Annotated in this window: 20 protein-coding genes and 1 riboswitch; of the genes, 6 read left to right on the top strand and 14 right to left on the bottom strand. The window is 71.5% G+C overall.

Features of this window, described 5'->3' with window-relative positions; translation table 11 throughout:
- Positions 1–183: hypothetical protein (locus FHL79_RS22160; protein WP_138760724.1), on the bottom strand; the 183-nt coding region annotated here is incomplete at its 3' end.
- Between the two features lie 301 nt (positions 184–484).
- Positions 485–631, bottom strand: a riboswitch (cyclic di-AMP (ydaO/yuaA leader).
- Between the two features lie 311 nt (positions 632–942).
- On the opposite strand from FHL79_RS22160, the gene FHL79_RS22155 reads away from it, so the two are divergent.
- Positions 943–1,392 (top strand): iron chaperone, encoded by a 450-nt coding sequence (locus FHL79_RS22155; protein ID WP_138760723.1) that lies wholly within the window; start codon positions 943–945, stop codon positions 1,390–1,392.
- Positions 1,393–1,407: 15 nt separating this feature from the next.
- Here the strand turns inward: FHL79_RS22155 and chrA are convergent, their stop codons facing one another.
- Positions 1,408–2,838, bottom strand: coding sequence for a chromate efflux transporter (gene chrA / locus FHL79_RS22150; RefSeq protein ID WP_246081114.1), 1,431 nt, complete (start codon positions 2,836–2,838; stop codon positions 1,408–1,410).
- Between the two features lie 84 nt (positions 2,839–2,922).
- A complete protein-coding gene (locus FHL79_RS22145) occupies positions 2,923–4,296 on the bottom strand; it encodes an RNB domain-containing ribonuclease (protein ID WP_246081112.1) in 1,374 nt (457 codons plus the stop codon).
- Positions 4,297–4,474: 178 nt separating this feature from the next.
- Here FHL79_RS22145 and FHL79_RS22140 point away from each other — a divergent pair, with 178 nt between their 5' ends.
- Genes FHL79_RS22140 through FHL79_RS22125 form a run of 4 tightly spaced genes read left to right on the top strand, consistent with a single transcriptional unit; the run spans position 4,475 to position 6,733 of the window.
- Entirely contained in the window at positions 4,475–4,804 is a 330-nt protein-coding gene (locus FHL79_RS22140; RefSeq protein ID WP_138760721.1) for an ArsR/SmtB family transcription factor, read from the top strand.
- On the top strand, positions 4,801–5,229 hold the full coding sequence (locus FHL79_RS22135) for an SRPBCC family protein (RefSeq protein WP_171058292.1): 429 nt from the start codon (positions 4,801–4,803) through the stop codon (positions 5,227–5,229). The genes FHL79_RS22140 and FHL79_RS22135 overlap by 4 nt, the downstream gene beginning before the upstream one ends.
- 20 nt (positions 5,230–5,249) lie before the next feature.
- Positions 5,250–5,861, top strand: coding sequence for a dihydrofolate reductase family protein (locus FHL79_RS22130; protein ID WP_138760719.1), 612 nt, complete (start codon positions 5,250–5,252; stop codon positions 5,859–5,861).
- A gap of 38 nt (positions 5,862–5,899) precedes the next feature.
- Entirely contained in the window at positions 5,900–6,733 is an 834-nt protein-coding gene (locus FHL79_RS22125) for an SDR family NAD(P)-dependent oxidoreductase (RefSeq protein WP_138760718.1), read from the top strand.
- Positions 6,734–7,372: 639 nt separating this feature from the next.
- On the opposite strand, the gene FHL79_RS22120 is transcribed toward FHL79_RS22125, so the two are convergent.
- The 11 genes from FHL79_RS22120 to FHL79_RS22070 form a co-directional block, all read right to left on the bottom strand.
- Positions 7,373–7,759, bottom strand: a complete 387-nt coding sequence (locus FHL79_RS22120; RefSeq protein ID WP_138760717.1) for a hypothetical protein — start codon at positions 7,757–7,759, stop codon at positions 7,373–7,375.
- Between the two features lie 94 nt (positions 7,760–7,853).
- The gene (locus FHL79_RS22115) at positions 7,854–8,921 is read right to left on the bottom strand and encodes a flavin-containing monooxygenase (protein WP_138760716.1); all 1,068 of its coding nucleotides are present in this window, start codon (positions 8,919–8,921) and stop codon (positions 7,854–7,856) included.
- Positions 8,918–9,664: a heavy metal-binding domain-containing protein gene (locus FHL79_RS22110; protein ID WP_369333701.1), complete on the bottom strand. Its 747-nt coding sequence runs from the start codon at positions 9,662–9,664 to the stop codon at positions 8,918–8,920. Before FHL79_RS22110 ends, FHL79_RS22115 begins: the two co-directional genes overlap by 4 nt.
- On the bottom strand, positions 9,589–10,728 hold the full coding sequence (locus FHL79_RS22105) for a multicopper oxidase family protein (RefSeq protein WP_138760714.1): 1,140 nt from the start codon (positions 10,726–10,728) through the stop codon (positions 9,589–9,591). The genes FHL79_RS22110 and FHL79_RS22105 overlap by 76 nt, the downstream gene beginning before the upstream one ends.
- Before the next feature lie 245 nt (positions 10,729–10,973).
- Positions 10,974–11,789: a DUF4386 domain-containing protein gene (locus tag FHL79_RS22100; RefSeq protein WP_138760713.1), complete on the bottom strand. Its 816-nt coding sequence runs from the start codon at positions 11,787–11,789 to the stop codon at positions 10,974–10,976.
- A 120-nt stretch (positions 11,790–11,909) separates the two neighbouring features.
- Entirely contained in the window at positions 11,910–12,734 is an 825-nt protein-coding gene (locus FHL79_RS22095) for a DUF4386 domain-containing protein (RefSeq protein WP_138760712.1), read from the bottom strand.
- Between the two features lie 116 nt (positions 12,735–12,850).
- Entirely contained in the window at positions 12,851–13,615 is a 765-nt protein-coding gene (locus tag FHL79_RS22090; RefSeq protein WP_138760711.1) for a DUF4389 domain-containing protein, read from the bottom strand.
- A 374-nt stretch (positions 13,616–13,989) separates the two neighbouring features.
- Complete coding sequence (locus tag FHL79_RS22085; protein WP_218938567.1) at positions 13,990–14,493, bottom strand: ATP-binding cassette domain-containing protein; 504 nt, start codon at positions 14,491–14,493, stop codon at positions 13,990–13,992.
- 304 nt (positions 14,494–14,797) lie between these two features.
- On the bottom strand, positions 14,798–15,172 hold the full coding sequence (locus FHL79_RS22080; RefSeq protein WP_138760710.1) for an ANTAR domain-containing protein: 375 nt from the start codon (positions 15,170–15,172) through the stop codon (positions 14,798–14,800).
- A 107-nt stretch (positions 15,173–15,279) separates the two neighbouring features.
- Complete coding sequence (locus tag FHL79_RS22075) at positions 15,280–15,966, bottom strand: response regulator (protein ID WP_138760709.1); 687 nt, start codon at positions 15,964–15,966, stop codon at positions 15,280–15,282.
- The gene (locus tag FHL79_RS22070; RefSeq protein ID WP_138760708.1) at positions 15,963–17,948 is read right to left on the bottom strand and encodes a GAF domain-containing protein; all 1,986 of its coding nucleotides are present in this window, start codon (positions 17,946–17,948) and stop codon (positions 15,963–15,965) included. The genes FHL79_RS22075 and FHL79_RS22070 overlap by 4 nt, the downstream gene beginning before the upstream one ends.
- A gap of 779 nt (positions 17,949–18,727) precedes the next feature.
- On the opposite strand from FHL79_RS22070, the gene FHL79_RS22065 reads away from it, so the two are divergent.
- Positions 18,728–19,066, top strand: coding sequence for a cytoplasmic protein (locus FHL79_RS22065; RefSeq protein ID WP_138760707.1), 339 nt, complete (start codon positions 18,728–18,730; stop codon positions 19,064–19,066).
- The last annotated feature ends 293 nt before the right edge of the window (positions 19,067–19,359 follow it).

Below are 19,359 nucleotides of genomic sequence, written 5' to 3'. Positions count from 1 at the left end.
GATCACGGACGGCGCAGTTCTTGCCGGGCCGCGGTCCCAGGGGTCGTCGGCCTGGGCGACCGACTGGCCTGCGAGGGCGAACGCGAAGGAGAACGCGCAGACGGCTGCTCCCCGGAGCACCCGGGGGCGGAGGCGCAGGTCGCGGTCGTGCGGCAGGACGGTGTGCTGGCTGTCCACGTGCATGGTGAGGAGCTCCTCGGAGAGGGTGACGGGTCGTCCGTCATCGGTACGACCTCGTGCGGCGGGTGCATCGGTCAGGTGTCCGGGTGGACGGCCGGTTCAGCAGCTCGCACGTGCGGCACCCACCGGACAGCCCGCGGACCTGGTCGGGTCCGGACGGTCCGGCTCTACGCGGGGAGACCCCGGGAAGGACGGGTGCGGTGGCTGCGCCGGCTCAGGTGCGCGGCGAGGCGTCGCGGTGTCGTGCGCGACGGGTGCTCGCGGGCACTGGACAGGCCCGTGAGCGCACCATGCGGTGGGCTCTCCGTTCTCCCGTGGCCGCCTACCGGGTCAGCTGGCGGGTTCGGGCGGGGAGACGCCCTACCCACCCCTCCGAGCTCAGGCTCGGCGGGCGGGATTCACCCCACGAACGATGGGTCCCCGGCTCGCGCCGCGATGGCGGACGGGACTCGGCGGCATCCGGCCAGGGTCCCCGGGTGGGGACGTGACGACCGACCGGACGCCCAGACCGTAGGGCGCGCTGTGCATCCCCGACAACGCGAGGGCGGCGTCATGGCAGGTCCTGTGGACTCGCCGCGCCGGGCCGGTGTGATAACGGACTGGTCACGGGCCTGGGAGCCGTCAACGCGCGGAGGAGAGCGAGGTGTCGGGCCGTAGCCGATCGGTCAGGAATCGAGAAGCTCGCGACCGTTCGGCGGTCCTAGCCTCTCCTCGACCGGCCTCGTGCCACGCGGGGCCCGGGAGTGCGAGAGGAGTGCCGGGATGACCGCGGAGACCATCACGACCGGGGTGGGCGGCTTCAGCGCCGAGGAGCGGGCCGCGATGCGGGCCCGAGCCGACGAGCTGCGGGCCGAGGGACGGGGTGGCGCCAAGAAGGCCGACGGGCTGCAGGCGCTGCTCGACGCGATCGCGAAGATGACACCGGAGGACCGCGCCCTCGCCGAGCGCGTCCACGTGACGGTCAGCGCCGCCGCCCCGGACCTGCTGCCCAAGACCTGGTATGGCATGCCGGCCTACACGAACGCCGACGGCAAGGTCGTCGTCGCGGTGAAGAACGCCGGCAAGTTCGGCCAGCGCTACACGACCGTGGAGTTCCAGGACCCGGCCCACCTCGACGACGGGGACCTGTGGCCGGTGTCCTTCGCCCTCACGCGGTGGACGCCCGAGGTGGAGGCGAGCGTCGCCGGGCTGATGCGGGCCGCGGTGTCGTGAGGCCCTGGCGCCGCGTCAGCTGATCGGCAGTCCGGCCAGACCCGCAGCGAGGCCGAGCAGCGCGCAGACGCCGAGGGTGCGCAGCACCGACCACCTCACCCGGAACAGCAGCACGGCAGCGACGGCGGCGATGGCCAGCGGCACCAGCCGCAGGGTGCTGACGTCGGGCAGCTCGAGCGACAGCGGGCCACCGTCGACGTCCACCGTCTCGGCGAAGAGAGTGTGGACGGCGAAGTACACGCCCAGGTTGGCGATGACGCCGACCACGGCGGCGGTGATGCCGCTGAGGGCCGCCGACAGCGACCGGTTGCCGCGCAGCCGCTCTATGTACGGGGCGCCGAGCAGCACGAACAGGAAGCTCGGTACGAACGTCACCCAGGTGACCAGCAGTGAGGCAAGCACGGCAGCGACCCACGGGTCGAGCTCGCCGGGTGCCCGGTAGGCGCCGAGGAAGGCGACGAACTGGACGACCATGACCAGCGGGCCGGGCGTTGTCTCGGCCAGGGCCAGGCCGCGGACCATCTCGCCGGGGGACAGCCAGCCGTGGACGGCGACCGCCTGCTGGGCGACGTAGGCCAGCACCGCGTAGGCGCCGCCGAAGGTCACCACCGCAGCGCCGGAGAAGAAGAGCCCCTGCTCGGTGAGGACGCTGGAGGCACCGGTCAGCACGCCGACCGCCGCGATCGGCAGGCCCCAGGCGACCAGCCCGACCAGCAGCACCCGCAGGGTGCGGCGAGCGGTGGGGGCCTCGTGGTGCAGCACGTCGTCGGAGATGACCGGCGGCGGGCCGGCGTCAGGGAGCTCGGCGGCCGACCTCTGCGGCAGCGCGGACGGTCGCCACCGGCCCAGTGCCCCGCCGGCGACCCCGGCGAGGGCGACGACGACGGGGAACGGGACGCCGAACACGGCCAGGGCGAGGAAGGAGGCCACCGCCAGGACGACGAGGGCCCTGCTGTCCAGCGCCTTCCTGGCCACCCGGAGGACCGCCTGGACGACGATCGCCAGCACGGCCGCGGCCAGCCCGGTGAAGACGGCGGTGACGACGGTCGTGGTGCCGAAGCCGACGTAGACCGCCGACAGCGCCAGCAGCGCGACCACGCCGGGCAGCACGAACAGGCCGCCGGCGACGAGCCCGCCGGCGGTGCCGTGCAGCAGCCAGCCGACGTAGGTGGCCAGCTGCTGGGCCTCCGGGCCGGGCAGCAGGGTGCAGTAGTTGAGGGCGTGCAGGAACCGGCGCTGACCGATCCACCGCTTCTCCTCCACCAGGGCGCGTTGCATGACCGCGATCTGACCGGCCGGGCCACCGAAGGTCTGCAGCGAGATGCCGAACCAGGTCCGCACCGCGTCGCGGAACGGCACCACGCGCTGTCCGTGCGGCCGGCCCATCGGGACGGAGACGTCGGCCGGCGGGGTGGTCGGCGGGACGGGCTCGGGCGGGTCAGGCATCACACGTCCCTCCTCGTCCTGCGTCGTGCCTGGTCGGCACCCGGGGCCTGGCGCACCCTCGACCCCGGCGGGTCTGCTGGCCGGTCAGTCCCCGGTGGCCGCGAACCGCACCGTGCGGGTGGCCGGGTCCGCCGTGGTCAGCCGGATCCGGACCCGCTCGCCCGGGGTCAGGCGGCCGTCGCAGCGGGCCTGCACGGCCAGGTCGGTGAGGACCACGGTGGACCGCTTCTCCTCCGCGTCGAGCACGACGGCGTCGAAGACCTCGCCGACCCGGTCGGCCAGCACGGTGGCCTCCACCAGGTCGATGACGGCGCGCTCCACCTCGTGCGTGCGCCGGTCGGAGACGGCCATCAGCCCGGGCAGCTCCGGCAACGCGGCGCGCAACTCGGCGGAGGGCTGCTCCCCGGCGGCCAGCGCGAGGCAGACCTCGGTGCCGAACCGGTCGACCAGCCGGCGCAGCGGCGCGGTCACGTGCGCGTAGGGGGCGCCGACGCCCCCGTGTCCGGGCTGGGCGGGCGGCGGCCCGTCGAAGGCGGTGTAGGCCGCGCCGCGCAGCAGTGCGGCCGCGGCGTCCAGGAAGGTGGCGTGCCGGGGTTGCGCGGGATCCAGGCCGGCGACGACGTCGCCGGGGCCGGCGCCCTCCGGCCAGTCGACGCCGAGCCCGGGGGCCAGCCGGCGGAGCGCGTCGACCGCGGCTCGGTCGGCCGGCGGCAGCGTGCGGAGCACCCCGACCCCGCCGTCGAGCATCAGCCGGGCCGCGCACCGACCGGTGAGCAGCGAGATCTGCGCGTTCCAGCCCTCGACGTCGGACTGGCCGCGGAAGGCGATCGTCCAGCCGCCGTCCGGGCCGGGCTCGACCTCCTGGGACGGCGTGCCCAGCTCGATCGCACCGCGGTCGCGGGCGCGTGCCTGCAGCAGCCGGCCGATCTCGGGCAGCAGCTCCAGCTCCGGGGGCACCTGCTGGCCCACCGACTCGTAGTCCAGCTGGGCGCGGCTGCGGACCCGGGCCCGCCGCAGGTCGACGGCGGTGACCTCGCCGTCGGCGTCCAGGTCGATGGTCCACAGCGCGGCCGGCCGGAGCTGGCCGGGCAGCAGGCTGGCCGCGCCCTCGGACAGCTGCGGCGGGTGCAGCGGCGTCCGCCCGTCCGGGCAGTAGACGGTCTGGCCGCGGCGGCGGGCCTCGGCGTCGATCGCACTGCCCAGCGGCACGAAGGCGCCGACGTCGGCGATCGCGTAGGACACCCGGTAGCCGCCCGCGGTGCGGGTCAGGTGCACGGCCTGGTCCAGGTCGCGGGCGCCGGGCGGGTCGATGGTCACCAGCGGCAGGTCGGTCGCGTCGTGCTCGGGCAGCGCCGGGTCGGCGGCCACCCGGTCGGCCTCGGCCAACACCGCCGCCGGGAACTCGTCAGGGACGCCGGCCTCCTCCCGGACCGCGGCGAAGTCGATCGGTCCGGACACCTTCAGCACGCGAGCCACTCCGCCACCCTGGCACGGGGTGCGATGGCGCGCGGCGGCTGGACCGGCCGGCCGTGGCCCCTCCCTCCACGACACGGCTCGGTGGCTCCCGGAAGACGGTCGCCACGACGTCAGACCGACCACTGTCGAGTGACGGGCGAGCAGGAGATACAGTGCACCGATGGGTGCAGTATCGCCAACGCTCGACGCGACGTTCTTCGCGCTCTCGGACCCTCAGCGCCGGGGCATCCTCGAGCGCCTGGGCCGCGGCCCCGCGACGCTCAGCCAGCTCGCGGAGCCGTCGGGCCTGACCCTCAACGGGATCAAGAAGCACGTCGGGATCCTGGAGTTCGCCGGCCTCGTCGAGACCGAGAAGGTGGGCCGCGTGCGCGAGTGCCGGCTGGGCCCGGCCACGACGCTCAGCGAGGCGGGAGGGTGGATCGAGGCCCATCGCCGCACCTGGGAAGGTCGGTTGAACCGCTTCGAGCGTTTCGTGGAGGGCGCGGAGTGAGCGGCGAGCTCCGCTACGAGCGCCTGGTCCAGGCATCGCCCGAGCGCGTGTTCGACCTGTTCACGAGCCCGGCAGGTCAGCGCGAGTTCTACGGGAACGACGCGCCGGGCTGGGTCGTCGACTCGCGGTGCGAGCTGCGCGTCGGCGGCACCTGGGAGATCGCCTTCGGCCCGTCGCCGGAGGAGCTGTACCGGCACCTGCACGTGTTCGAGGCGATCGAGCGCCCGTCCCGCCTGCTGCTGGCCACGACGGAGACCCGCCCCGACGGGTCGCGGCTCGCCTTCAGCACCGAGGTCACCTTCGCGCCGCGAGGCGGGGCGACCCTGCTGACGATGCTCCAGTGGGGCTTCCCGTCCCGCGAGCTGCGCGACGAGCACGGCCGCGGTCTGCCACACGCATTCGACCGGCTGGAACGGGCCCTGTAGCCCCTGTGGGAGGAGACCAGATGGCGAAGTCCGTCCTGTACATGTCGATGTCGCTCGACGGGTTCATCACCGGCCCGGAGGACGGCCCTGGCAACGGGCTCGGAGCCGGAGGCGGCCGGCTCCACGACTGGCTCGGGGAGCCCGTCTCCGACCACCCGCACTTCGACCCGCCGGGGTTGAGCGGGCAGGTGTTCGCCGAGTCGATGGCGACCGGTGCGGTCGTCGTCGGCCGCAAGACCTTCGACTACGCCGGTCAGTGGGGCGGCGACCACCACGGTGTGCCGATCTTCGTACCCACGCGGGGCGTCCTGCCGGACACGCAGAGCGGCTGGGTTCACTACCTGACCGACGTCGCGACGGCGATGCGCGAGGCCAAGGCCGCTGCCGGAGATGCGGACGTGATGGTGCACGGCGCCGGGCTCGCGCAGTCGCTGCTGCGGGAGGGCCTGCTCGACGAGCTGGAGATCCACCTGATCCCGGTCGTCCTCGGCGGGGGGCGGCGGTTGTTCGGCGGAGACCGCATCGAGCTCGAGTTGTCCCGCGTCCTCGACGCGCCCGGCGTCACGCACCTGCGCTTCCGGGTGGTCCGGCTCAGCCCTCTCCCGGGAGTCCGCACCGCGCCGAGCATCTGACCCAGCGTTGACCATTCGTCCAGCGGGAAGGCGTGGCCATGTCCAAGGTCTGGTTCGTGACCGGGAGCTCGCGCGGTCTGGGTCGCGCGTTCGTCGAGGTCGCGCTCGAAGCGGGTGACCGCGTGGCCGCGACGGCGCGTGACCCCGAGCGGTTGCAGGACCTCGTCGACGGGTTCGGTGACGCGGTGCTGCCGCTGCGGCTGGACGTCACCGACCACGACGCGGCTGCGCGTGCCGTCGCCCAGGCCGTGGCGAGGTTCGGTTGCATCGACGTCGCCGTCAACAGCGCCGGCTACAGCGACCTGGCCTCGTTCGAGGACACGACGATCGACTCCTTCCGGGCGCAGGTCGACACCGACTTCTACGGTGTCGTCAACGTGACGAAGGCGGTCGTGCCGGTGCTGCGTGAGCAGGGCAGTGGTCACGTCTTCCAGGTGTCGTCGCTCAGCGTTCGCTGGTCCGCGCCGGGCCTGACCGCCTATCAGGCCGCGAAGTGGGCCGTCGCCGGGTTCTCCCTCGGTCTCGCCCAGGAGCTCGCGCCGTTCGGCGTGCAGATCACCGTGCTCGAGCCGGGCGGCATGCGCACCGACTGGGCCGGCTCGTCGATGACGATCCCGCAGCCCAGCGGGCCGTATCAGCCCACGATCGGGGCCTTCGCCGACCTGGTGCGCGCCGCATCAGGTCACGAGGCCACCGACCCGCGTCGTGTCGCCCAGGTGGTACGCGACCTCGCCGGCCGGGACGGTGCACCCACGCGGATCCTGCTCGGCACCGACGCAGTGCCGTTGGCGCAACAGGCGGCGCAGGAACTCGCCGCCAACGACGAGGCCTGGCGAGAAGTCGGCCTGAGCGTCTCCGACCCGACGCCCTGACCGCCGATGCGCTGAGGGACGCGATGGGGGCGTGGCTGGCGTGGCTGGCGTGGCTGGCGTGGGCGGCGAATCCGGCGGCGCAGTTGACGGCCACGATGACGAGGGAGGTGCCGATGGCTGTGGTCATCGGGAGGCCGAGCACGATGACCAGCACGGGGGATGATCAAGAATCCGCCGCCGACGCCGAGCAGTCCGGTGAGGAAGCCGACGACGAGTCCGCCGGCAAGGGTGCGGGGCAGGCAGCGGCGCCAGTTGACGGTGCCGTGGTCCGTGGCGCAGGGCGCCGTTGGCGGGCTTGTCCTGCAGCATCGGGACGCCGGCCGCGATCATCTGCAGCGCGAAGATGGCGAGCACGACGTCGTCGGGCAGCAGTCGGTTGACCGCGGCCCCGGCGAAGGCCGTCGCCGCTCCGGCTGCGCCGGAGAGCGGTGCGATCCGCCAGGCGATCTGGCGGGCGCGCAGTCTGGGCGAACCCCGAAGACTGGGCGCAGCGGCGGCGGCCGGCGCTGCCGGTGAGCGCTGGGCTGACCTCATCATCCGTACGGTTGGTGGAACGTCGGTCGGGTCCTGGCCTGCAGCTGATGACGTCGGAATTCAACCCGGTGCGGGTGTCGCCGGCGACGCTCTGGCGACGCCTGCTCATGACGGGAAGATGAAGCCTGTCGCGATGAGGATCGCGATGAGGAGGGCGGCCACGAAGTCGACCGCGGCGCAGAAGGGTGGCCACCATCGGGTGCCGGCCACGAACTGCGTGCGGTGCTGCCACACGTCCTTGAGGCCGTGGCCGGCCAGTCCGGCGACGATCAGCCAGACCGTTCCGGTGACGGCGGCAGCGGCGACGACGACGAAGACGGACATGACGACCGTCTCGACGGCGAGGACATGCGGCCGTCCGTCGGCGACGGCGAACCCGATGTAGACGGCAGCGATCAGCGGGAGCCCCAGGGCGTAGACGGTGGCGGTGTCCAGCCAGAAGAGGGCGAAGGGTGACGCGGCCTGGAGGACTCCCCAGAGGACGCCCCACATCACGGGCGTGCGCAGTCCGCCGCCGCTGAGGGGGGCCGTGACCGGTCGCCGGACGCCAGGTGCGTGCTCGGTAGCGCCCATGTCGATCCGCCCCTCAGCGCGCGCGGGGGGTGATCGTCCTGGCGAGGTAGGCCGCGTCGTTGCCGACCCAGCCGAGCAGCGCCGAGCCCCGGGTGTGCTGCCACGTCCGCCCGAGGGTGTAGAGCCCGGGGGAGGGGGTGATCCCGCGGGACTGCCGCAGTCGTCCCTGTCCGTCGGTGGCATCTGGGACGTCGATCCAGGAGTCGTCTCGGGTGAACCCGGTGGCCCAGACGACGACGTCGTAGGCGGCGCGGGTGCCGTCGGCGAAGCAGATGCTGGGTCCGTCCACTGCGGCGACCCGGGGGCGCAGCGTGATGCCGTGGCGCTTGGAGAGTGCGCCGGGGCCGATTCCCACGATCTGGTCGCGGCCGGCGAGCCGGCGTCCCAGCCGCGATTCGGCCGTCACGCGGTCCAGCCGCAGGGCAGAGGCCCAGCGCCAGACGTCGCGCCCCAGCGGCCGCTGCGGCACGGTCGGTATCCGTTTGCCGACCGCCAGGTCGACGGGGTGGGTGCCGGACAGTTCCAGCGCGATCTGGCAGCCGGAGTTCGCCGCTCCTACGACGAGCACTCGGCCCGGCGGCAGCGCGTCGGGCCGCCGGTAGTCGGCGCTGTGGAGCTGGTGCACGTCCGCAGCGAGCTGCGCCGCGGCCGACGGCGTGAAGGGCACCTGGAAGGGGCCGGTGGCGACGACCACCTGGTCGGCCTCCACCGCATCAGCCCCCGCCTTGACCAGGTAGGTCCCGTCACCGGCGCGGACCAGGGACGTGACGGTCGTGTCGAGTCTGACCGGGAGAGCGAACTTCGCCGCGTACGTCCGCAGGTAGTCGGCCACCTCGTCCTTGACGGGGTAGGCGTCCGCGTCCGCCGGGAACGGCAGCCCCGGCAGGTCGTCGTAGCGGCCGGAGGTGAAGAGCCGCAGCGAGTCCCAGCGGGTGCGCCACGCTCCACCGATCTCCGAGTTGGAGTCCACGATCTGGAATTGCAGTCCCGTCTGCGCCAGGTGGTAGCCCATCGCGAGGCCCGCCTGTCCGCCACCGATCACGAGCACGTCCAGATGCGGCGATGCCGGGCCGGTCGTCATCGGACCGGCTCCGGGCGACGGGCCACGTTGAAGCTGAACATCATGCCGCTCTCGGTGTGCTCGGCGATGTGGCAGTGGGCCATCCACAGCCCGGGGTTGCTGATGTCGAGGAGGATGTCAACGGTCTCGCCCGCACGGAGCAGCACGGTGTCCTTCCACACCAGGTTCGGCTCGGGTGTCCCGCCCCTCGTCAGGACGAGGAAGCGGCCGGCACCGTGCACGTGGAACGGGTGGTGCATCGGGTGGTCCTGGTCCATCTCGTTGACCAGCCGGATCTTCACCCGGTCCCCGACGGTGAACGCCCAGTCGATGGCGTGGTTCACCGCACCGGTCTCCCGGTCGATGAGCTGCCAGATCATGTTGCCCGGATCCGACGCCCGGTTGATGTCGGGCATCAGGTCCTCCCACTCCAGACCGTCCCCACCGCCGTGGTCATGGGGCTCCGCGGCCTCGTGCGCGGCGGCCGGTGCGCCCTCGGTCGGCACGAGCTTCATCCCGCAGATCGGGCAGGTCGAGGGCGCCGTGCCGATGACCTCGGGGTGCATCGGGCAGACGTAGGACGCAGCGGCCGGCGCGGAGCCTCCGGCGGCCACGAGCTTCATCCCGCACTGCGGGCAGGTAGAGGGCTCCCCTGCGGTGACGTCGGCGTGCATGGGGCACACGTAGGTCACCGCTGCTGCAACCAGTCGCATGCCGCAGATCGGGCAGGTCGACGGCTCGGACGCGGTGACCTCGGGGTGCATGGGGCAGGCGTAGGACGACGCCGGCGCGACGTCCTCGCCGTACAGCAGGGCATCGTCGACACGAACGCCAGCACCTTGTCCGGCTCCCGGTCGAGGTCGTGCTCGATCAGCCGGCGCTCCTCCGCGAGTTGGGGGTCGGTCCGCAGAGTGGCGAAGGACGCGGCGGCCGCACCTCGCCCGTCAGCCGCCGGCGCGACGGTGAACGCGCCGAGGTCGTAGGTCTGTTCTGGTGTCCGGTGCTCGAGCCGCACCTCCCCGGGGTCCTCGAACAGCACGTCTACGACGGCCCGTTCGGACGGGGCCAGCAGGATCTCCTCCACGAACGTCTCCCGCTCGTACCGGCCGCTGTCCCCGCCGATCAGTTTCATCGGCGGTCCGGACAGCGCGAAGTTGAACAGCCGGGTGTTCGCGGTGTTGACCAGGTAAAGGCGCACGACCTCGCCTACGGCAGCTGCGCCGGTGAACGCGGTCTCGCCGTTGACCAGCAGCACGTTGCCGAACCGGCCCATCGCGGTGAAGTTCGGCCCGGACCGGCTGAACGCGGCGATGTGCCCGTCCTCGACGAGCAGGTCGTCGAGGGTGAGCGTCAACTCCCGGTCGACCGCAGGCCAGTACCCGGGGTCGGTGGGCTCCACGACGATGGTGCCGTAGAGGCCCATCTCCTGCGCGAAGTCCTCGCGCATGTGTGGGTGGTACCAGTAGAAGCCCGCGTCGGGGAACTGGATCTGGCAGGTGTAGCCGCCGCCGACCGGGATGGGTTCCTGCGTCTCGTGTGGTACTCCGTCGTAGCGGTTCTCCAGCCGCAGGCCGTGCCAGTGCACCGTCGTCTCGACGTCGCCGTCGTTGCGCACGTCCACGGTGATCTGCGCGCCCTGCGGAACGTGCAGCGCAGGGCCCGGGATCGAGCCGTTGTAGGCCAGCATCCGCAGGTCGCCGCCCAGCTCCTTGCGGACCGGGGTGATGGACAGCCTGTACCCATCGCCGTCGGCGAGCCGGATCAGCTGCGGACCGGAGACCTCAGCCAACCCCGTGGTATCGGTGGTGAACAGACCGGTGTCTTGCATCGAATCGTCCTTCCGTGCTGAGCCACGGGGAGCGTCGGGTCGGCGCCCGGCCCAGGTTGATGCGGAGGTCCAGCGGCGGGGAACGGGGCTGTCGGCGGTCCCGTCGAGGCGGTGGAGGTAGGAGTCGATCTGCCGGCGGTCGCCGTGGTGCCGGATGTGGAGCGTGGCGCAGCCGGCGAGAGGGAAGGAGATGAACCCGGCGGTCCAGATCAGTCAGGTACGCAGCCGGGACGCTCGCGAGGGGGTCATGGCCGTGAGCTGCTGATGTCGGCAGCAGCCGACCGACGGGGGGAAGGGACGGACGCGGAGCCCGCGGGGGCTCCGACCTCGGACTCAGCGATCCCAGGACGGATCGGCCGAAGCAGGATCACCACGCCCAGCACGGCAACCCACAGTCCCCACGCGGTGCTGCCGATGAAGCCACCGAGGTCCCAGACCGGGAAGCCCGGGACGGCGGTGGCCAGGACGTCGCCCTGGTTGGTCAGGTAGAGCGCGCTGACCACGAGCCCCGTGATACCAAGCCATCGCGGCAGGACTGCGCTGCGCAGGATGATCGCGCTGAGCGTGACAGACCAGGCGATGGCCAGCAGTTGGCCCAGGTGCTCACCGAGGAGCGCGCCGCCGAATTGGTGCTGGGCGGTCCAGGCGGCGTCCACGGCAGCTCGCGTGGTGGCGTCGCCGGCGACGTAGGCGTCGGCCAGCGGAGGGACGACGAAGACCCAGCGGAGGAACCCGATGAGCGCGAACACCACCGAGGTGGCGCCGACATAGGTGGCAACCCGCAGGGCAGGATCCCCGCGCCGCCCCAGCACGGTTGGGAGCAGGAGGATCGGCACGGCCAGGACCGCGTACGTCCAGGCGGTGGCGAACCAGGTCCACACCAGGCTGGTGCCGCCGGCAACGAAGGCCGGCAACACGACGCCGGCCGGTTCGCGGAGGATGTCGGGCCAGTCGAAGGTCGATGACAGCACGGTCGCCGCCGCGGCAAACGCCAGTGCGCCGCCGATGAAGAGTGCGCCTGTCGTCCGACGCGGGCTGCTGATCACGCTTGTAGCAGTCATCTCGGGGCCTCGTTTCAGGGAGCATCGGGCGGCCGGAAGGTCATTGGTCGTCCGCCCGCTTTCCGACCGGTGGCGATCCGGTCGAGCAGAAACGCCTTGCGGTGTCTCTGCTCGGTGTTGTCATGGGCGCTCCACCGGGTGCCTGGTCTCCACGGGGCCATTGCCTCGGCGCGGTGCCGGGACGCCTGGTTGCATCTCAGGGAGATGCTGGCCGGTGTCCGTCGCGCTGTCGGCGGGGATCGGAGCCGGCTTGAATCCCTTCACGATGAGGTAGATGCCGAAGGACAGCTCCCAGATCGCCTCCGGGATGGTGGCCACGCCCTGCACTGTGCCCCCGCGCTCGATGACGTCGAACATGATGGCGATTGCTGAGGCGGCGAGCAGTGGACCTCCGATGAGCCCGAGGATCGCCAAGCCTCGCGGCACCAGGCGGGACCGGTACATCAGGTAACCCAGGATCATCCCGTTCGCGACGCCGGCGAAGACTCCCGGCCCGAGAAGGAACGCCCGGTCATGGATTGCGACGAAAGCCTCGCCGAGGGCGGCGTCTGTGCCGGCTGTGCCTTGCTGCCGCATGAGCAGGAAGGTCAGGAGGCTGAGGATTCCGATCGCGATGAACATTGCCTCTACGAGCCGGGCTGCGACGTAGCCCAGTGCCAGGCTGGGGCTGTAGCGCTTGAAGAGCGCATACGGCACGACGGCGGTACCGACGTTGGCGATGACGAGGATGAGTTCGAGGACGGCGCCCGAAGCCACGCTTGCGGTGGGGTCGGGGCCGGCGCCGGTGATGTAGTCGGGGTTGTCCCGCACCGGGGCGTAGAGGATGAAGTACGCCGGGATGGAGGTGACGAAGGTGACCACCATCAACCAGCCCGTGAGCGTGGCGACCTTCCTCGTGTCCATCGGCGCGCTGACCGTTTCTGCGGTCTGGCTGGTGATGGTCATGACGGTTTCCTTCGCGGTTGATCGTGGAGCCCCGACGTGTGCGCGTCGGGCGCACCACGAGCCCTGGGGTCAGCCCGGCCGCCCCGGGGCACGGTCATCCCGGGGCGGCGAGGGAGTCACCGAACGGGAGCGGCCGGAGCCGGCGGCGCCCCGGACGGCACGCCGGTGGGCGTCGGCGGCAGAGGGTCGGCGGGGACCGAGTCCGGGTCGGTGCCGCCCTGGTCGAGGCGGAAGGGTGGGTAGCGGTCGGTCATCAGCGCCGCGTACGGCCCGACCCGCAGCGCCCACCGGTCCATGCCCATGACGAAGTCGTAGAGCGGCTTCGGGTAGCGGCCGGTGAACAGCAGCACGATCGCGGCGATCAGGACGAGCAGGCCGACCAGGCTCCAGCCGGCGTTCGCGCCGTTGTCCCAGCTGTTGTCGGTGTCGCCGGCGCGGGTGCCCAGCCACAACCCGCCACCGACGAAGACGGCGAGGACGAGGAAGTGCGGAATCGCCAGAAGCCACTTCACGAAGATCAGGCCCCGGGACAGCCGTTCGGGATGGGCCACGTCGAGGTGTGCCGGGTAGTCCGGCACCTCGGCCAGCGTGAACGGCGGATAACGGTCGGTGCCCAGGGCCCAGTAGCCGTAGTAGTGCACCCGCCAGGACCAGCGCATGACCCCGACGTTGAAGTCGAACAGCGACCGGGGATAGCGGCCCGTGAACAGGATCGCGAAGAACGCGATCACCGTGACCACGACAAACGCCACCCACAGGAAGAACAGCACGAACACATGGGGGATCAGCAGCAGCCACTTGACCAGCCACAGCCAGCGGGAGAGCGACGGGTCCAGCGACGCGTCGACGCGCACGGGGTAGGGGCTGCGGTTCTCGGTCATTCCGGCCTCCTGGAGGCTGGCGGCTCGCACGCTGCGAGGTGAGGAATGCAGTCTGGAGCCGCACCTGCGGTCCGGTCATCGGCGCGATGACGGGACCGGAGGGGGATCTTTGACGTAGTCCTGTTGACCGAGGGGCGGCCGCTCACGCGGGCGAGCGGCAACCGCCGCCCTGCCAGCATCCCAACGGCTACGGCGAGTCGTTCGGGGCAGTCGGCGTCCTCGTCCAGGCGGCTCGTGCGCCCGGCGAGAAGAGCGGCCGCGAAAGAGGTCGGCCCGCACAACACGGCGATGACCGCGCGTCCGCGACGGGCCAGTTCTTCGACCACCCGCAGTCCTGCGAGCCCTGACGCCGGTCCAGCTCTGACACCAGCTGGTCAGGACCGACCGCGGCCATCCAGTGGATCCAGGCCGTTGGCCGGTTCATCCAGGGTCACGGTCTGCGAGTTGCCGAGCAGCGCCGATGCCACGCCGAGCCGTTGCCCCATCCCGAGGGAGAACCCGCCGGCCCGCGTGGCGGCCACCGCGTGCAGTCCCACGAGGTCGATCACCTCATCGACGCGCGTGCGGCTGATGCCGTTGGTCTGCGCGAGGGCAAGCAGGTGGTTGCGCGCCGACCGACCGGTGTGCACGGTTCTGGCCCCCAGGAGCACACCCAGCTCGGACATCGGCGCACGGGAGGACCGGTAACGGCCGCCGTTGACCGTCACAGTGCCGGCCGTCGGCTCGTCCAGCCCCGCGATGAGCCGCGTCGTCGTGGACTTCCCCGCGCCATTGGGGCACAGGAAGCCCGTGACGATCCCCGGCTGGACCACGAAACTCAACCCGTCCACGGCCAGCTTGTCGCCGTAGCGCTTGCTGAGGTTCTCGACCGTGATCATGTTGTCGCCTTCCAGTGCAGCTGAATGGACGCTGTGTACGTGGTGCGCGGTTCGCACGACGTGACCGATGGGAATCGGGACAACGAGACGGGTGGCGAGAGGCTGGCTCTTCCATCCACCCCTGAGGGAGCCCGCCGCAGTTGTGGGTCACATCGCCGCCAGCACGTCGACACGGTCCCTGTCGCCACCGACCGCACCGGCCGAGGGATGCAGTCTGGACGCGCACCCGCGGTCCGGTCATCGGCCCGATGACCGGACCGGAGGGGGATCTTTGACGTAGTTCCGTTGACAGACGCGGCCGCCGTCAGGCCGGGGGAGCGGGTAGCCGGGGTCCGGCCACCGCTCGAACGGCCTCGGCGAGTCGGTCGGGGAACTGCGCGTCCTTGTCCAGACAGGCCCGTGCGCCGGCCGCGAGAGCGGCGGCATGGAGGGACGACCCACTGGACACGGCGATGACGGCGCGTCCACGACGGGCCAGTTCTTCGACGACCAGCAGGTCCTGCGAGTGCTCACGCCGGTCCAGTTCCAACACCACCAGGTCAGGGCTGACCTGGGCATCCAGTTCCGGCAGCAGTCGGGGCGCGTCGGTCGCTCCGACGATCTGGTCTCCGTCCAGCTCCAGCAGCCTGGACAGGGCCCGGCGGACGCGGATGTCGCGAGCGGCAACCAGAACCCTCATGATCCACCCCCCAAGCCGGAGAGCCTGCTCTCCAGCTCACCACGGATGGGCGGGGAGATCATCGGCGCAATGTCCTGCCGGGGTAGGGAGGAATGTCCGAGGCGGATCTACGGGGGCGGCGACGCGGGTTCCAGGCCCTGCTGGATCGCGTACAGCGCCGCCTGGGTGCGCGATCGCAGCCCCAGCTTGTCCAGGATGCTGCTGACGTGGGTGCGGGCGGTGCGCTCGCTGATCGCCAACCGGTGGGCGATCTCCCGATTCGACAGCCCGGAGGCGAGTAGCACGAGCACCTCGTGTTCCCGGGCGGTGAGGGTGTCCAGTGCCGTGCGACCGGGTGCGCTGAAGGCGTGGGCGAGCTGGCGGGAGATCGCCGGTCCCAGCGGCATCTCGCCACGGTGGGCCTTGCGGATGCCGTCGACGACGTCCTCGGCCTCGGCGTCCTTGAGCAGGTAGCCGGCGGCGCCGGCTTCCAGTGCGCCGCGGATCCGGTCGACCTCGCTGTAACTCGTCATGGCCACGACCGCGACACCAGCGCACCGCTGCGTCAGCAGCCGCGTAGCAGTGACGCCGTCAGTGCCGGGCATGAGCAGGTCCATGAGGACGACGTGCGGGGCTCGCCCGTCGGCGACCAACGCGGACACCACGTCGACGGCAGTCTGACCGTCGGCGGCCTCGCCGACGACCTCCATGTCCTCGACGAACTCGAGGTAGCTACGCAGCCCGCGTCGCACCATCGCGTGGTCGTCGACGAGGTAGACGCGGATGTGACCACCCTCTGACCTGGGGGCGGTCATCCCTCATCGCCAGCCGGTCGTATCTCGGCTGCCACGGCCAACCGGGCCCCGCCCGGGGAGAGGGGGATGGTGGCCGAGACGCAGGTACCTTGCCCGGGACGGGCGTCCACCAGGAGCGAGCCGCCGAGCTGCTCCATCCGCTGCGCCATGGTCTGGAGCCCCAGGTGGCCGGGGTGGGTCGCGGATGCGTCGAATCCCACGCCGTCGTCTGTCACCTCCACGAGCAGCTCTTGCCCACTACGCCGGCGACGGAGCTGCACGACTGCGTGGCGGGCCCCGGAGTGCTTCGCGATGTTGGCCAGGGCCTCCTGCACCAGCCGGTAGACCTGCTCCTCGACATCCCCCGGCAGTGGGATCGGCCGCTTCGGCACGCGGACCTCGACGGCGATCTCCGTGCGGGCGCTGACTCCCTCGGCCTGCTTGCGGATCGCGGCCAGCAGGCCCTCCTCGCGCAGTGCCTCCGGCCGCAGCTCGAAGATGAGTGCCCGCATCTCCGCGAGGGCGCCCTGTGTGAGTTGGCGCAGGTTGCGCAGCCGATCGCCCATCGGTCCGTCGGCGGCCAGGCCCTCTCGCTCGAGGAGCAGCTGCGCGCCGCGGGTCTCCAGCGTCATCGAGAACAGTGCCTGGGACACCGAATCGTGCAGCTCGCGGGCCAGGCGATGGCGGGCCTCCAGCGCCAGCCGCTGCTGTGCCTCGGCGAAGAGGCGGGCGTTCTCGATCGCGACACCGGCCTGCGCGGCGAGGGTGACCACAGCGCGCTCGTCGTCGTCGGTGAACTCTGATCGGCTGCGCTTCTCCGTGAGGTAGAGGTTCCCGTAGGTCCGGCCGCGCACGTTGATCGGTACGCCCAGGAAGGAGGTCATCGGCGGATGGTGCGGCGGAAAGCCAACCGAACGAGAGTCGTCCTGGATGCTGGCCAGCCGCATCTGATGGGCGTCGGAGATCAGGGCCCCGAGGATTCCGCGGCCGATGGGCAACGGGCCGATGGCCGCTCGCTGCTCCTCGGTGAGGCCGTGCGTGATGAAGTCCTCCAGATGGCCGTCCTGGCCCAGCACGCCCACGGCCCCGTACCGGGCGTCGGCCACGTCACAAGCGAGTGCCACGATCTTGGTCAGCACGGCCGGTAGGGACAGTTCGGAGGCCAGCGCCAGGCCGGCTGCGATCAGCCCCTCGTCGCGGCGGGAGGACGCGGCGGCATCGGCGAACAGCCGGGCGTTGTCGACGGCTGTCGCGGCCTGGTCGGCGACGGCGGCGAGGAACCGGAGCTCCTCGCCGTCCGGCGGGCGGCCCGGCCAGAAGGTCTTGACCGCACCGACCGGGTGGTTGCGGGCGATCATGGGGAAGGACGCGATGCTCTGCCATGCCAGGTCACCGTCGAGGTCCTCGAGCTCATGGAGCACCGGCTCGTCGCGCGCCCGGTCCAGGACGACGGTCTGTTGGCTGCGGAAGGCAGAGAGCGCCGGTAGGACCTCGTTGCCGGACCGCATCGCCCGCCGAAAGCGCTCGTCGTAGTCGGCCGGCAGGCCGGCAGTCCCGGCGACCCGCAGCCGGGCGGGCTCACCGTCGAAGACGATGGCGGCGCAGCCGCTCATCTCCGTGGATTCCAGGAGACACTCGGCGACGGTCTCGAGAGTGGCCTCCAGCGACTCTGCGAGCGCAACGCGCGCCGCCACATGGTTCAGGGTGGCCCGCCAGCGGATCGCGCGACGCTCCTCAGTGACGTCCCGGAACGTGCGCACAACGAGGTGCTGACCTTGGACCTCCAGCGGGAAGTCGGAGTGCTCGACCTCGCGTCGCCCATCGGCCGTTCTTCCGTGCGTCTCCCCGTGCGGCACGGCGATCCCCGAGATGAGCGGCGCCGCCGCCCGACCCTCGAGCACCTCGCGCGTGGCGCCAACGATCGTGCACCCCGCGGGATTGACGTGCATGACGCGCAGATCCGCGGTGAGCAGGGCGACGCCGAGGGGCAGGCTGTCGATCATCTCCGCGAGGCCGTCGAGCCCGATTCGGCCCCGCCCAGCTCCGTTCCCCGTCGCGGCGGGCTCTGCATCGGTAGCGCTCTCCACGGCTACCACCACCCAACCGTCGGCTGCCGCAAACCGTACTCGCGGGAGCCAGTTCCATGACCCCCTGGCCCGCCTCCTGCCGCCACTCCCTGCCCTCTGTCAAACGGAGTTCCAAACGTCTGGGCGCGACGACGAGATCGCCGCTGAACGACGATGACCGCTCGGAGCGGGGCAGCTGTTCACGACGCCGGGCAGGAGAAGGCCACGCTCGTCAGCCAGCCACAGCGTGAGCTGAGCCCAGGGCAGATCAACGACTCCACTGCAGTCGGACAGTCCCGGACGCCAGTGGCTCACGCTGGATGCATCCAGGACTTCTCCCCCTGGCCGGACGATCCCCCGAATGTGGCTGTCGGGCTGCGCAACGGGACAACGTGGAGGTTGCTTCACTGTTGCGGGACGCCAGGGCGAGTTCGTCGGTTGTCGGCGTCGTGGAGGGCGCCCCCGATGGTCGGGCTCGCCGCCGCCAGGCCCTCGGCGGATCCGACGATCGGGGCGCGGTGCCCTACCGGTTGTCGAGTCGGGATCTCGTGAGCGGGCTCCAGCTGGTTGTACCTGCTGGTTCGCGGGCGCGTCGGCGCCAGCTCTCGTCGACCTCCGCGGCTCCGTGCCCGGCCGGCCCGGAGAGGAACGGGCGCCCTGTACGTCCCGCGCATCATCTCCTGCCCGGGCGGGGACGACGGCAGTAGCGTTCAGCGATGGACCTGGATCCGGTCAGCACCAACCCCGATGCGTATCGGGTGCTGTTCGAGAACGCTCGTGTCCGGGTGCTCGAGTACAGCGACCGTCCGGGGCACCGGACCACCCCGCACGAGCACCCCGACAGTGTCATGGTGACGCTCAGTTCGTTCCGCCGGCGGCTGGGTACAGACGGTCGCGAGGTCGAGGTGGACATCCCCGGCGGGGTCGCCCGATGGCTGTCGGCTCAAGAGCACTACGGCGAGAACATCGGCGAGACGTCGACCCACACGATCTTCGTCGAGCTGAAAGACCCGGCACCCCAGCCGACCGAGGAAGCGGTCCTCGGACCCAGCTGAGCGACCGGTACGGCGGATGCCGATCCGCGCTCGACGAGCCAACCGAAGTCGGGGCAGTCCCCACCGACCACACCACCCACCGCGCGCAGACACGCATCGTCCGTCGCCACATCGCCTGGCGGAACGGTCACCTCATCGACCCGAAGCTCGGCAGAGTGATCACGCGGGCATCCACCATCACGCGGTCGGAGGTTGCCTGACCCGAGACTGGTTCCGGCGGCCACCAACGTTCGCCCTGGGGACACCTCGGTGGTGGTGCTCAGCTACCGCCCCCGCCACCGTCACCCCCCACC

The organism is Modestobacter altitudinis, from assembly GCF_005930475.1.
Taxonomy (GTDB): domain Bacteria; phylum Actinomycetota; class Actinomycetes; order Mycobacteriales; family Geodermatophilaceae; genus Modestobacter; species Modestobacter altitudinis.
Note: the sequence above shows the minus strand (reverse complement) of the source record. Positions and strands in the feature narration are given on the sequence as shown.

Excerpts from the sequence above, each read along its gene's own strand:
- FHL79_RS22065 (WP_138760707.1), top strand. The coding sequence starts at position 18,728 with ATGGACCTGGATCCGGTCAGCACCAACCCCGATGCGTATCGGGTGCTG.
- FHL79_RS22095 (WP_138760712.1), bottom strand. The coding sequence starts at position 12,734 with ATGACCATCACCAGCCAGACCGCAGAAACGGTCAGCGCGCCGATGGAC.
- FHL79_RS22120 (WP_138760717.1), bottom strand. The coding sequence starts at position 7,759 with ATGTGGGGCGTCCTCTGGGGAGTCCTCCAGGCCGCGTCACCCTTCGCC.
- FHL79_RS22115 (WP_138760716.1), bottom strand. The coding sequence starts at position 8,921 with ATGACGACCGGCCCGGCATCGCCGCATCTGGACGTGCTCGTGATCGGT.
- FHL79_RS22110 (WP_369333701.1), bottom strand. The coding sequence starts at position 9,664 with ATGCACCCCGAGGTCACCGCGTCCGAGCCGTCGACCTGCCCGATCTGC.
- FHL79_RS22125 (WP_138760718.1), top strand. The coding sequence starts at position 5,900 with ATGTCCAAGGTCTGGTTCGTGACCGGGAGCTCGCGCGGTCTGGGTCGC.
- FHL79_RS22100 (WP_138760713.1), bottom strand. The coding sequence starts at position 11,789 with ATGACTGCTACAAGCGTGATCAGCAGCCCGCGTCGGACGACAGGCGCA.
- FHL79_RS22105 (WP_138760714.1), bottom strand. The coding sequence starts at position 10,728 with ATGCAAGACACCGGTCTGTTCACCACCGATACCACGGGGTTGGCTGAG.
- FHL79_RS22090 (WP_138760711.1), bottom strand. The coding sequence starts at position 13,615 with ATGACCGAGAACCGCAGCCCCTACCCCGTGCGCGTCGACGCGTCGCTG.
- chrA (WP_246081114.1), bottom strand. The coding sequence starts at position 2,838 with ATGCCTGACCCGCCCGAGCCCGTCCCGCCGACCACCCCGCCGGCCGAC.
- FHL79_RS22130 (WP_138760719.1), top strand. The coding sequence starts at position 5,250 with ATGGCGAAGTCCGTCCTGTACATGTCGATGTCGCTCGACGGGTTCATC.
- FHL79_RS22075 (WP_138760709.1), bottom strand. The coding sequence starts at position 15,966 with ATGACCGCCCCCAGGTCAGAGGGTGGTCACATCCGCGTCTACCTCGTC.
- FHL79_RS22080 (WP_138760710.1), bottom strand. The coding sequence starts at position 15,172 with ATGAGGGTTCTGGTTGCCGCTCGCGACATCCGCGTCCGCCGGGCCCTG.
- FHL79_RS22155 (WP_138760723.1), top strand. The coding sequence starts at position 943 with ATGACCGCGGAGACCATCACGACCGGGGTGGGCGGCTTCAGCGCCGAG.
- FHL79_RS22140 (WP_138760721.1), top strand. The coding sequence starts at position 4,475 with ATGGGTGCAGTATCGCCAACGCTCGACGCGACGTTCTTCGCGCTCTCG.
- FHL79_RS22085 (WP_218938567.1), bottom strand. The coding sequence starts at position 14,493 with ATGATCACGGTCGAGAACCTCAGCAAGCGCTACGGCGACAAGCTGGCC.
- FHL79_RS22070 (WP_138760708.1), bottom strand. The coding sequence starts at position 17,948 with ATGATCGACAGCCTGCCCCTCGGCGTCGCCCTGCTCACCGCGGATCTG.